The sequence below is a fragment of the Duganella fentianensis genome (assembly GCF_009857835.1).
Lineage (GTDB): Bacteria > Pseudomonadota > Gammaproteobacteria > Burkholderiales > Burkholderiaceae_D > Rugamonas > Rugamonas fentianensis.
Map to the genome: position 1 here is coordinate 110978 of NZ_WWCL01000001.1, position 12871 is coordinate 123848.

Annotated in this window: 11 protein-coding genes; 6 read left to right on the forward strand and 5 right to left on the reverse strand. The window is 62.7% G+C overall.

The window, feature by feature from the left end; all coding sequences use genetic code 11:
- Window positions 1-45: 45 nt before the first annotated feature.
- On the reverse strand, window positions 46-771 hold the full coding sequence (gene murU / locus GTP23_RS00505) for an N-acetylmuramate alpha-1-phosphate uridylyltransferase MurU (RefSeq protein WP_161033415.1): 726 nt from the start codon (window positions 769-771) through the stop codon (window positions 46-48).
- Window positions 772-780: 9 nt separating this feature from the next.
- Window positions 781-1857: an aminoglycoside phosphotransferase family protein gene (locus GTP23_RS00510; protein WP_161033416.1), complete on the reverse strand. Its 1077-nt coding sequence runs from the start codon at window positions 1855-1857 to the stop codon at window positions 781-783.
- 98 nt (window positions 1858-1955) lie between these two features.
- Here GTP23_RS00510 and GTP23_RS00515 point away from each other — a divergent pair, with 98 nt between their 5' ends.
- The 4 genes from GTP23_RS00515 (at window position 1956) to rsmA (ending at window position 7701) form a co-directional block, all read left to right on the forward strand.
- Window positions 1956-4229: an LPS-assembly protein LptD gene (locus GTP23_RS00515; protein WP_161033417.1), complete on the forward strand. Its 2274-nt coding sequence runs from the start codon at window positions 1956-1958 to the stop codon at window positions 4227-4229.
- A gap of 87 nt (window positions 4230-4316) precedes the next feature.
- On the forward strand, window positions 4317-5783 hold the full coding sequence (locus GTP23_RS00520; RefSeq protein ID WP_229255875.1) for a peptidylprolyl isomerase: 1467 nt from the start codon (window positions 4317-4319) through the stop codon (window positions 5781-5783).
- A gap of 78 nt (window positions 5784-5861) precedes the next feature.
- Window positions 5862-6926, forward strand: coding sequence for a 4-hydroxythreonine-4-phosphate dehydrogenase PdxA (pdxA, locus tag GTP23_RS00525; protein WP_161033418.1), 1065 nt, complete (start codon window positions 5862-5864; stop codon window positions 6924-6926).
- Between the two features lie 7 nt (window positions 6927-6933).
- Window positions 6934-7701, forward strand: a complete 768-nt coding sequence (gene rsmA / locus GTP23_RS00530) for a 16S rRNA (adenine(1518)-N(6)/adenine(1519)-N(6))-dimethyltransferase RsmA (RefSeq protein ID WP_161033419.1) — start codon at window positions 6934-6936, stop codon at window positions 7699-7701.
- A 301-nt stretch (window positions 7702-8002) separates the two neighbouring features.
- Here the strand turns inward: rsmA and GTP23_RS00535 are convergent, their stop codons facing one another.
- From GTP23_RS00535 to GTP23_RS00545, 3 genes are all read right to left on the reverse strand, one after another.
- Entirely contained in the window at window positions 8003-8653 is a 651-nt protein-coding gene (locus GTP23_RS00535; RefSeq protein WP_161033420.1) for a hypothetical protein, read from the reverse strand.
- A 57-nt stretch (window positions 8654-8710) separates the two neighbouring features.
- Complete coding sequence (locus GTP23_RS00540) at window positions 8711-9316, reverse strand: hypothetical protein (protein WP_161033421.1); 606 nt, start codon at window positions 9314-9316, stop codon at window positions 8711-8713.
- 169 nt (window positions 9317-9485) lie between these two features.
- A complete protein-coding gene (locus GTP23_RS00545; RefSeq protein ID WP_371866769.1) occupies window positions 9486-10904 on the reverse strand; it encodes a metallophosphoesterase family protein in 1419 nt (472 codons plus the stop codon).
- Window positions 10905-11046: 142 nt separating this feature from the next.
- Between GTP23_RS00545 and GTP23_RS00550 the strand changes: the two genes are divergently transcribed.
- Both GTP23_RS00550 and hrcA read left to right on the forward strand, forming a co-directional pair.
- On the forward strand, window positions 11047-11772 hold the full coding sequence (locus tag GTP23_RS00550; protein ID WP_308494780.1) for an HAD family hydrolase: 726 nt from the start codon (window positions 11047-11049) through the stop codon (window positions 11770-11772).
- 75 nt (window positions 11773-11847) lie between these two features.
- Complete coding sequence (gene hrcA, locus GTP23_RS00555; RefSeq protein ID WP_202411860.1) at window positions 11848-12864, forward strand: heat-inducible transcriptional repressor HrcA; 1017 nt, start codon at window positions 11848-11850, stop codon at window positions 12862-12864.
- Window positions 12865-12871 lie beyond the last annotated feature (7 nt).

A 12871-nucleotide genomic window follows, 5' to 3' on the forward strand; every position in this document is an offset into this window, starting at 1 on the left:
TGATCCGGGTACGGGCGAAGCAGTCATGGGCGTTCCGCTGGCGGCTTACGGGATGGACGCCGGCCGCAGCGACAGCGGGGCGTTGAGTTGTTCCAGCTGCTGCACGGTGCCGAGGTTGTGCCATGGCCCCGTGTAGACCTCGCCGCCTACCTGTCCGCGTTCGGCGGCTGCGCGCAGCAGCGGGCCCAGTTTGGCGTGGCTGCCCGGCGTGATCCCGTCGAACATTTCCATGCGATAGACGCCGATATTGCCGAAGGTGTAGCGCGGCGTGCCGTCGTTATTCACGGTGTACAGGGTCAGACCGAAATCGCCATCCGGATGGAAGTCCGGATTCGGCACCAGATACAGCCAGCACACATCGCGTTTTTCGGCCGGATAAGGATTGCCCCACAGGTCTTTATCGTGCAGTACGTCGAGCACCTGGGTGAAATCGAATTGCGGGATGTACAGGTCGGCCGAGACGGCGAGGAAGGGCTCCTCGCCCAGCAGGTGGCGCGCTGCGGCCACGCCGCCGGCTGTTTCCAGCGCCGTGCCTTCGCGCGAGTATTGAATCCTGGCGCCGTATTTGCTGCCATCACCGAGCAGCGCTTCGATCTGTTCGCCCAGATGGGCGTGGTTGATGACGATTTCGGTAATCCCTGCCTTGACCAGATTCACTACGTGCCAGACGATCAGCGGGCGGCCGCGCACTACCAGCAGCGGTTTCGGCGTGCTATCCGTCAGCGGGCGCATGCGCTCGCCGCGACCGGCGGCGAAGATCATTGCTTTCATGGCCGCCCCTTAGAAGGTGTAGCCGACTTGCGGCGCCTTGTTTTCCAGCGTGTCCAGCAGACGTAGCAGGGGCTTCAGTTCAGGGTAGCGGCCGGCCGTCTTGCGTACGTATTCGAGCACGGTGGGCAGGTCGTTCAGATACTGGGCTTTACCGTCACGGTAGTTAAGGCGGCAGAACAGGCCGAGGATTTTCAGATGGCGCTGCAGGCCCATGTACTCGAAATCCTTGTAGAAGTCGTCGATGTCGGCAGCCACGGGCAGGCCCACCGACTTGGCATGCTGCCAGTAGCGGATCACCCAGTCCAGCACCAGTTCTTCATCCCACTGCACATAGGCGTCGCGCAGCAGCGAGGCCAGATCGTAGGTCATGGGGCCGTACAGCGCATCCTGAAAGTCCAGCACACCGGGGTTGCCTACGTCGATCTGCATCAGATTGCGCGAATGGAAATCGCGGTGCACGAACACCTGCGCCTGCGCCGTCACATTGGCCAGTATCGCGTCGAACACGCCCTGCAGCGATTTCTGCTGGGCGTCGGTCAGGGTGGCGTTCAGATGGCGGCCGATATACCACTCGGGGAACAGTGCCATTTCGCGCTGCAGGAAGGCGCGGTCGTATTCGGGCAGCACGTCCGGCACGCTGGTGAGCTGGAAGCGGCTCAGCGCTTCCAGTGCTTCGGCGTACATGATGGAGGCGTTATCGTGGTCCAGCACCTGCAGATAGGTGGTGGTGCCCAGATCGGACAGCAGCATGAAGCCGCGTTCGTAATCTGTGGCGATAATGCGCGGCACGCTCACACCGGCCTGACGCAGCATTTCCGCGACCTTGACATAAGCGAGCACGTTTTCGCGTTCCGGCGGCGCATCCATGGCGATCAGGGTGCTGCCCAGCGTAGCTTGCTGTTCTGGCAATACATCGAGGCGGAAGTAGCGGCGGAAACTGGCGTCGGCCGATGCCGGGCGGGCACTGGCCGCAGCCACCACATTCAGGCCTGCCAGCCACTCGGTGAGAGCGGCCAGACGCAGATCAGGGGTGTTAGCAGCAGTGTTAGCAGGCGTATCAGATGGTAAATTCTGTAATAAAGACATGGAGCGAACGGCGGAAACCGGTATAGACTGTAGATTCCCCTATAATAAGGGATTCAGATTAAAAAATCGCCTGTCATGGTGGTACGCCCTTATTTTTCATGAGTTGCCTGCGCTGGCTTTTGCCCCCCTCTACCTCGCCCCGCTGGGCCTATGCCCTGACTGCCATCGTGACGGTAACGTCCGTGCCCGGTTACGCCCAGAGCGTGCCCGGCAAGACGCGTGCGCCACGGGTGGAGAACAAGGCTGCCGTGACGGTGATTCAGGCGGAGGACATTACCGGCCGTCCCGAGCGCGAAATCACCCTGAACCGCGATGCGGAGCTGGTCAAGGACCAGACCCGCGTGAAGGCCGACACGGCCTGCTACCGCCAGGTGGAAGATGAAGTGCAGGCCGATGGCAAGGTGCGCATCTGGCGCTTCGGCGACTATTTCACGGGCGATGCGCTGCAGCTGAATATGGATACGGGGCAGGGCTATATGCTCAACCCGACCTACCGGCTGGAAGCCAACCATGCGCAGGGCAAGGCCGAACGCATCAACTTCCTCAACGAAGACGAAGCGCTGGTCCTGAACGGCACCTACAGCACCTGCCAGGGCGCCAATCCGGACTGGTATCTGCGCTCGAACACCCTGAACCTCGATTCGGGGCGCGACGTGGGCACGGCCGGCAAGACCATCATCTACTTCAAGGACGTGCCGATACTGGGCACGCCGGCGCTGTCGTTCTCGCTGTCCGGTGCGCGCCGTTCCGGCTGGCTCTCGCCTATGCCGGGCTTCGGCTCCAAGGGGGCGGCCGAACTGACGGTGCCGTACTACTTCAATATCGCGCCGAACCGCGATCTGACGCTGTACCCGAAAATCATTCCGCGCCGCGGTTTCCAGCTCGGTGCCAACGGCCGCTATCTGGGCGAGACCGAGGGCGGGCTGTATCAGGGCGAAACCTATCTGGAATATCTGCCGCACGATAAGCAGTACATTCCGTCCACGCCGGGCGGTTCCACCGACCGCTGGAGCATCCGTTCGCACCATACGCAGGAGCTGAGTAGCGACTGGTCGTACGGCTGGCAGGTGCGCGCGGCCTCGGATAACAACTATCCCAATGATTTCTCCAAGACGGTGTCCAGCTCGACGGAACGCCAGCTGCTGCGCGAACTGCGTACCGACTACCATGGCGAGTTCTGGACCCTGACGGCACGCGTGCAGAAGTATCAGGTGCTGCAGGATCCGGAATCGGTGGTCGATCCCAGCCTGTTCGTTTCGCGTCCTTACGACCGTCTGCCGGCGATTAACTTCCACGCCGCCCAGTACGATGTGGCGGGCGGCTTCGACTGGGCCATGGATAGCGAACTGACGCGCTTCTATCACCCGACCCTGCTGCGCGGCACCCGTATGGTGGCGATACCGCAGCTGAGCTATCCGATTATCGGCGCCAGCTATTTCATCACGCCCAAGGCCAGCGTGAATCTGGCGCGTTACGATCTGGACGCCAACGATGCTACCGGCAGCAAGGCCGAACAGCTATCGCGTTCGGTGCCGACTCTCTCGGTCGATGCCGGGCTGGTATTCGAACGGCCGCTGCAACTGGGCGGCAAGGAAGTCACACAGACGCTGGAGCCGCGCCTGTTCTACGTGAATACGCCTTACCGCGACCAGAGCCGCTTCCCGACCTTCGATACGGATGCCGCCACCTTCAACTTCAGCCAGATCTTCAGCGAAAACCGTTTCGTCGGTTCCGACCGTATCGGCGACGCCAACCAGCTGACGGCAGCACTGGTGTCGCGCTTCCTGAATGAAGCGGGGGCGGAAGCATTGCGTCTCGCCTTCGGCCAGCGCTTCTACTTCCGCGACCAGCGCGTGCAGCTCAATTCCACCACGCCGGTGGTCGATGCGCGCTCCGACATGCTGCTGGCCGCTACCGGCCGCATCGCCGAAACCTGGGGTTTCGATAGCGCCGTGCAGTACAGCCCTAGCCAGAGCCGGGTGGTATCGGAAAGCTATACCGTGCAGTGGCTGCCGGGCCAGAAGAAGGTGCTGAATCTGGGCTACCGCTATCTGCGTAACAGCTTTAAAAATATCGATATATCGAGCCAGTGGCCGATTTTCCAGCGCTGGTACGGTGTAGGCCGCGTCAGCTACTCTGTGCAGGATAAGAAAGTGCTGGAAAGTCTGATCGGTCTCGAGTACAACAGCGACTGCTGGGTGTTCCGTATGGGCGCGCAGCGTTTCGTGACGACTTCGACCAAGGCTTCCACGCCGATCTTCTTCCAGCTGGAGCTGAACGGCCTGTCCCACCTTGGCGTGGGTAGCCCGCTCGAAGCGATGAAAAATAGTATTCCCGGTTACCAGCGTTTGAATGAGGGCTATGGCCGTTAAGGACTGTTGCCTCCCCTGGGCGCCAGCCATCCTGTCCGGATGGCCGGTGCTGTTTGATTGATGACTACTGACTGTTGAGCTTCTACCATGCGTAATGCCCGTCCCATCCCGATGAAAGTTCTGGCGCTGCTGTTGTGCACTAGCGCGCTGGCCGGTTGCAGCCTGTTCGGCAAAAAGCCGGCCGCCGCACCTGCTGCTGCACCAGTCGCTGCCCCTGCCGCCACGGCTGCTGCGGCACCAGTCGCTGCCAAGCCAGCCGTCAAGAGCGATGGCAAAGGTTTCCTGCCGCCCGGCGAATCGGGCAATGTGGCGATCGACTCCATCGTGGTGGTCGTAAACGATGACGTGATCACCCAGCGTGAACTGAATAACCGTATCAAGACCGTGACCGGCCGTATGAAGGCGCAGAACGTGGCCCTGCCCGATGCGGCCGACCTGCGCCGCCAGATGCTCGAGCGCATGATCGTGGAACGCGCCCAGCTGCAGATGGCCAAGGAGATGGGTGTGCGGGTCGATGACCTGCAGCTCGACCGCGCCATTGCCCGTATCGCCGAAGCACAGAAGCTGAGCGTGCAGGATCTGCGCAACCAGATGGAAAAAGACGGCATGCCTTACGCCGCCTTCCGCGAAGAGATCCGCGAGGAGATCATCATGCAGCGTTTGCGCGAGCATGAAGTCGATGCCAAGATCCAGATTTCCGATGCCGAAGTGGATAGCTTCCTGGCGGCCGAAAAGGCGGCGGCAGCCGAGCAGTTCGAGCTGAATATTTCGCAAATCATGATCCGGATTCCGGATAACGCTACCGCCGAAGTGATCGCCCAGCGCCGTGCCCGCGCCGAAGACGTGATGCGCCAGCTGCGCACCGGTGCCGATTTCGCCAAGATGGCCGGCACCTATTCCGATTCCAGCGATGCGCTGCAGGGCGGCGTGGTGGGCTGGCGCCAGCCCGAGCGTCTGCCGCCTGTATTCGCGGAAGCGCTGGTCAAGCTGAAGCCCGGCCAGGTTACGCCTATCATCAAGAGCGTGGGGGCCTTCCACATCCTGAAGGTATCCGAGCGTCGCAGTCTGGCCGAAGCACAGGCCGTGGCTGCCGTGCAGCAGACCCACGCCCGCCATATTCTGATCAAGGTCACGCCGACCATGAGCGCGGCCGATGCCAAGCGCAAGCTGCTGGAACTTAAAGAGCGGCTGGATAACAAGGCCGCCAAGTTCGAAGATCTGGCACGTCTGGTATCGAACGACGGTTCCGCTTCCAAGGGCGGCGATCTGGGCTGGCTGTATCCGGGCGATACCATGCCGGAATTCGAAGCGGCCATGAACAATCTGAAGATCGGCGAAGTCAGCGATCCGGTAGAAACCAGCTTCGGTATCCACCTGATCGAAGTACTCGAACGCAAGAGCGACGATGTCTCCAAGGAGCGCGAGCGTAACAATGCCCGTCAGGCTATCCGCGAGCGCAAGATGGAAGAAGCGGCGGAAAGCTGGCAGCGTGAAGTGCGCGACCGCGCCTATGTCGAATTCCGTACCGAAGACGGCAGCAACCCCGCCAAATAAGGCGGGCTGGCTGGTCCCGTCCTGCTGATCCGGACGGGGCAGCCTTTGAATAATCGCATCAGCAGGAAAGGGTCGCCCGTGGGCGCTAGCAATCAATCTGCGGGACGCCGGCCCGTGCTGGCCCTGACGGTCGGCGAACCGGCCGGCATCGGCCCGGAAATCGCCATCCGTGCCGCCTGGGAGCGCCGCCATCAGGCCAACTGCGTGCTGCTGGGCGATGCGGCCTATCTGGCCATGCTGGCCGCCGATATCGATCCGGCCATCCGGGTCTCGGCACTGTCCTCGCAGGCGGTGCGCAATGCCGGTCTGCCCCACTTCGGGCCGGACCGGCTGATCGCCATCGATGTGCCGCTGGCCGCCCATGTGAAGGCCGGTCAGCTCGATCACCTGAATGGCCGCAGTGTACTGGCCACGCTGGATCTGGCGCTGGAAGGCCTGAAGGCGGGCTGGTTCGGCGCCATGGTGACGGCACCGCTGCAGAAATCCACCATCAACGATGCCGGTATCGCTTTTACCGGCCACACCGAATATCTGGCCCAGCATAGCGGCACCGAACAGGTGGTGATGATGCTGGCCGGCGAACCGGCCGGCAGCGTTACAGGCGCGGCCCCGCTGCGGGTGGCGCTGGCCACTACCCACCTGCCTTTGCAGCAGGTATCGGCAGCGCTCAGCGTGGAGGGCCTGCTGCGTACCCTGAGCATCATCGATCAGGATCTGAAGCACAAATTCGGCCTCGCTGCACCGCGCATACTGGTGTGCGGCCTGAACCCCCATGCCGGCGAAAACGGTTATCTGGGACGCGAAGAAATCGACGTAATCCAGCCGGCGCTGGCCGCGGCGCAGGCGGCCGGCATCGATGCGCGCGGCCCGTATCCGGCCGATACCGTGTTCCAGCCCAAGTATCTGCAGGACGCCGACTGCGTGCTGGCCATGTACCACGATCAGGGCCTGCCCGTGCTGAAGTACGCCACCTTCGGGCGCGGCGTGAATATCACGCTGGGCTTGCCCTTCATCCGTACTTCGGTGGACCATGGCACGGCGCTCGATCTGGCCGCACAGGGCCTGGGCCGGGCCGACAGTGGTAGTATGCTGGCCGCGATCGATAGCGCACTGGCTATGGTCGCCGCCTCACAAACTTTATAAGAACATCATGAAACACGTTGCCCGCAAACGCTTTGGCCAGAACTTCCTGCACGATCAGCACGTTCTGGACCGCATCACCGACTCTATCGCACCGGCCGCCGGCGACACCATGGTCGAAATCGGCCCCGGTCTGGGCGCCATGACGGACCAGCTGACGCGCAGCCTGCCGCACATGCATGTGGTGGAACTGGACCGCGATCTGGTGGCGCGTCTGCAGCAGCGCTATCGTCCGGAAAAGCTCACCGTGCACGCGGGCGACGCCCTGAAGTTCGATTTCGGCAGCCTGCCCGTGCCGGACGGCCAGAAGCTGCGCATCGTCGGCAATCTGCCGTACAACATCTCCAGCCCGCTGCTATTCCATCTGGCGACGTTCGCGCCCAAGGTCAAGGACCAGCATTTCATGCTGCAGAAAGAAGTGGTGGAGCGCATGGTGGCCGAGCCGGGCAGCAAGGTGTATGGCCGTCTGTCCGTGATGCTGCAATGGCGTTATGACATGACGCTGCTGTTCATCGTGCCGCCGGAAGCCTTCGATCCGCCGCCCAAAGTCGATTCCGCCATCGTGCGCATGATCCCGCTGGCCCAGCCGCTGGCCTGTGATGGCGCCCGTCTGGAAGCCGTGGTGCAGAAGGCGTTTTCGCAGCGCCGCAAAGTGATACGCAACTGCCTGGCCGGCATGTTCACGGAAGCGCAGATTATCGAAGCGGGTATCGACCCGACGGTGCGCCCTGAAACCATCAGTCTGGAGCAGTACGTGGCTCTGGCCAATCTGCCCTAGGTCTGTACGCAGTGCGGCCCTGCGTGGGGCCAGCCAGCAACCGTCAGGCTGCCAGCGGCAGCACTGGCGGTTTTTTTTGTCCGCGTGGCGCAGCAGGCGGGCAGCGCAGCTAAAAAAAAAGCCCGCTACAGTGAGCGGGCTAAATCCAATTCCTTTGCAAGAAGTGGAGGAGACAGGGCTAGTATGCTGCGGCGCGGCATATAAGGCAAGTTTATTTTTCGCATATCAATTATTCATGTTGTGAATATTGTTGCCTAACTTGCCCGGGACCTGCCTTGCTCCTCTATGTGCGGACCGGCGATCAGGTTTTCGGTACGCAGGTCAGCACGATATTGCTGACGCTGGATTCCGGCATGATGCCGCTGCCATTGGTCAGCGTGCAGCTGACATCTTTAGGCTGGGACAGAATCGTCACGCCATAGGCTTCGCCGAATCTAACGGGTGCCCCGAAGGTGAAGAAGCCTTCACCCGGCGTGTTGGTACCGGCCATGGCGCTGGAGACAGTCAGCTGGCCACCGGTACTGCCGTTCAGCAGTACCACGGTGCGCGGGGTAGCGGCCGTGGTGGCGGTGGCGTCGTTATTGGCATACAGGCCGGTGAACTTGCCGCCCAGTGTGTAGCTATTCTGTACGCAGGTAATCAGCGCGTTAATCACCAGCGTATGGCCGGCCGAACCGGACGAGGTGGCCAGCGTCGGGGTGCAGGTCTGGTGTGCAGGCTGCTCCTGAACCACCACGTTGAAGCTGGCACCGTAGTCGATCTGCTTGGGCATGGTGAAGGTCAGCGCGCCAGCCGGCACGGGCAGGGTGTCGCTGCCATTGGCCAGTACCAGACCGGCATTGTTCAGGCCCGTAATCGTGCCCTGTACGGAGAATTGCTGTTTGCCACCGCAGCCAGCCAGTGCCGCGCCCAGTACCAGCGCCGCAGCGGCGCCCATAAATTTGATGTTCATGTAGTGCTCCAGATCATTCAGGAAAGGGCGGCCGCCAAGCTGGCGGCCCGGCCCGCATTATTGGCAGGTAACGACAACGCCGTTGTAGTTACCCGAAGGCATGGTGCCAACGTTGTTGCTGAGGCTGCAGACCTTGGTGGTGTCCTTGGGCTGGGTCAGGATGGCGACCCCGAACGGCGAGCCGTCCGCCACCAGCGCCGGGAAGGTGAAGCTGACCGCTGCGCCCGGCGTAGCAGGCGGCAATATGCTGACCGTGTCGGAACCGTTGGTCAGCACCAGACCCTTGGTATCGAGGCCGGTGACGGTGCCGCCCAGCGAATACGGGTTGGTGGTGCACTCGAAACGGATCGAGTAGGCGGTGTAGACGCTGGCTTTGCCGACGTTGGAGTTGTTGAGTGCTTTGCACTTGGCGCCGGTAGGCTGGTTCTGGATTTCGATATCGAAATCTTCGTCCGGTTTGACCAGTTTGGTGAAGACGAAGGTGGCCTGACCGGAGGCAATCGGCAGGGTTTCACCATTTTTGGTGTTGATCAGGACCAGATCGGGTTTGTACAGGGTGGCGATGGTGCCACTCAGGGCCATGCTGCCGCCACCGCCGCCGCAGCCTGCGAGGATCGCGCCGCACAGCAGGGTCAAGCCTGCACGCTGATACAAACTTTTCATAAACTCTTCTCCAAAACGAAAGGGGGCGGGCGCCTGCGTGGCGCAGCCGGGGCATCTTACACGGAATCGCCCGTATTTTAGTGCATTTGGTAACACCCGGCGCACTTGCCGATGTAACAGCCTGTGACACCGGCGGGCCTGCTGCAGCGCCGCCCGCCCACGGTGCGAACTATTTCACCTGATCGCGTTCGCAGCGCGAATGGCGGCCGTTGATCTGGCAGCGGTTGCGGATCTGCCCTTGCAGGTCGTGGATCAGCACCAGCCACTGGTCTGGCCCCTGGCGCTCCATGGTCATGAAGCCGAAGCCGTCTATCCAGTGGCTGAACGCTTCCACCACGGCACCGGGGGCCGGTGTAACCCCTTCCGGCAGCTGCACGGGCAGGGGCACGATGTCTTCCGCCGTGCCGGAAAAACCGGATACGAACTGGCTGGGGTGGGGGCTGGAGAAGCTCATCTGCTCCCACAGGTGTACGTGGCCGGACAGCATGGTCTGGATATTTTCGGGCAGGTAGAGCGGGTTGAGCGAACCGAAGCTCTGCTGCAGGCCGGCGTCGCCCTTGAGCAGCTGGATAGGACCGTCGCCCTTGCGGTCGGCCCCCATGGCCAGCATGGGGTGGTGCACGATGCCCAGATTACGGGGCGCTTGCGCGGCCAGTTCGGCCAGCTGGCGGTAGTTGTCGCGGTACATATCCCAGCCCGTATCGCCCGGTTTGAAGCCGCGCCAGCTGGTGCTGGCGCTATCGATCACCAGCAGCTGGGTGTCCTGCCCGATAGGCACGGCGTAAGGGGCGCTGTAGTTGCCCAGCTTGTCGTTGGCCGGATCGTCGCAATCGCGCTGCGGCAGCAGGGGGCGCGGGTCTAGCCAGCGCCAGTAACCCTGGCCTGCGCGCGCGCAGTTTTCATGATTGCCGCGTGCCATGATCCATGGCGCTGCCTGCAGCAGGGCAGCGCCGGGCGTGAAGAAATCAGCCTGCCACGCATCCCAGCCATAGCCCCACGGGCTGCCTGCGCAGCCTGCATTGCCGGCCGGGCAGGCGTTTTCACGGTAGTGGTAGTCACCCACGTGGATCACCAGATCAGGCTGCCATGCTGCCGCCGCAGCAGCAATGCGGGCAAACGGATAGGCGTTCTGGTCGTTGCAGGCCTGATAGCTCTGGGCATGGTCGGCCAGCCGGCAGCCCGTGTCGCCCAGCACCACGATGCGCCGGGGCGCCGCAGCAGGGCGCGGCAGCTGGCGGCCCAGCACGCTGGCGCTGGTATAGCTGGCAGCGGCCGGCAGCTCGGCCTCGCAGGTCAGCATGGGGAAGACGGATGGTTTCGAGTCGGCCACGGGCGACACGGTGGGGCGCAGCGGCAGGGTGGCGGGGCGCGAGCGCACGCTCATGGCCACGCTGCGCTGGTCGATCTGCAGCGGCGGGCAGGCGGGGGCATCGATCAGCACGCGCGCCACGGCGCGGCCGTTTTCGCCCAGCACCACATAGGAGCTGAATTCCGGCGCAGGTGCAGGAGCCAGTGCAGCACAGCCGCCCAGCAGGGTAGCCAGCAGGGCAGCAGGCAGGGATGTACAGAATCGGGGCAGCGGCAACACGGTTACTCCACATAGGCAATCTGTTAATTTACCATGCTCCGTGGCTGTCCGGTTCAGGCTGCGCTGTGGCGTCGAGGGGCGTGCACCCGCGCCGCAGCCCCGGCAGCCCCTGCTGCTGCCGATTGGTGCGACAATAAGTGTTTTGCATACTGCCTCAGTGATGATGATGCGCCGCCCGCACGCCCTGCTGTTTGACCTTGACGATACGCTCTGGCCTATCGCGCCCGTGATCGCCAGCGCCGAGCAGAGCTGGCATGACTGGCTGAGCCAGCGCGTGCCCGCCCTGACCGAGCGCTACAGCGTTGCCGAGCTGCGCAGCCAGCGCATGGCTTTGCTGGAACGCCAGCCCGGGCTGATTGTCGATCTGTACAACTTGCGCCGCGTGGCGCTGGCGCAGGCACTGCATGAGATCGGCGCCGACCACAGCCATCTGGATGGCGCCATGGCGCACTTTGCCCAGTGCCGCAATGCCGTCACGCCGTATGCCGACGTGGCGCCGGGGCTGGCCCGGCTACAGAGCCTGCTGCCGCTGGGCGTGGTCACGAACGGCAATGCCGATCTTGCAGTGATAGGCCTGCAGCACCATTTCAAGGTGAATCTGGCGGCCAGCCGCTTTGGTCTGGCCAAGCCCGATCCGGCCATCTTCCATGCGGCCTGTGCGGCCATGGGCGTGGCGCCCGAGCATGCCGTATACGTGGGCGACGACCTGCGCCTCGACGTGCAGGGCGCCCAGCAGGCCGGCCTGCGCGGCGTGTGGATGCGCCGCAGCGACGTCAAGCATGCCGAACTGGCGGGGGTGGAACCGGATGCCATCTGCCATGATCTGCATGATTTGCGTCACTGGCTAGAGGCGCAGATGCAGCATTGATGCCACGCTGCATAGCACGGTGGCCCGCCATCGGTGCATAATAGGAAGTAAGTAGCTTTAACTGAACCACTGATCATGCAACTCGAACCCCGCGCGCAAACTTTGCTTAAAGCTCTGGTGGAGCGCTATATCGCGGACGGCCAGCCGGTCGGTTCGCGCGCTCTGTCCAAGATTTCCGGGCTGGATCTGTCGCCCGCCACCATCCGCAATGTGATGGCCGATCTGGAAGAACTCGGCTATGTGGCCAGTCCTCACACTTCGGCCGGCCGTGTGCCGACCCCGCGTGGCTACCGGATTTTTGTCGATACCCTGCTGACGGTGCAGCATCTGGACGAGCAGGCGGTGGAAGGGCGTATGCGTTTGCAGGCGCCGCAGCCGCAGAAGATGATCAGTAACGCAGCGCAGATGCTGTCCTCGCTGTCGCAGTTTGCCGGCGTGGTGCTGTCGCCGCGGCGCGAATCCGTATTCCAGCATATCGAATTCCTGCGTCTGGGCGAGAAGCGCATCCTGCTGGTGATCGTGGCACCGGGGGGCGATGTGCAGAACCGTCTGCTGCTGACGGATGTCGATTACAGTCCGGCCCAGCTGGTGCAGTCGGCCAACTACATCAACCAGAACTACGGCGGGCTGGCGTTCGACGAAGTGCAGCGCCGCCTGCAGAGCGAAGTCCGGCAGCTGCGCGACGATATGGGGCGGCTGATGCAGGCCGCGGTGGAAGCGGGCAGCGAAGCCATGGCCGATGATTCGGAAGATATGGTGATCGCCGGCGAGCGCAACCTGCTGTCGGTCAGCGACCTGTCCTCGAATATGAGTTCGCTGCGCCAGATGTTCGATATGTTCGAGCAGAAGACGGGCCTGATGCAGCTGCTTGATGTGTCGAGCAAGGCCAATGGCGTGCAGATCTACATCGGCGGCGAATCGAGTCTGGTGCCTATGGATGAAATGAGCGTGGTGACGGCACCGTACACGGCACACGGCAAGATCGTCGGCACGCTGGGTGTGATCGGCCCCACCCGTATGGCTTACGAGCGGGTGATACCGATAGTGGATATTACGGCCAAGCTGCTGTCGAATGCGCTGAGCCAGCAGTAAGCTGCCA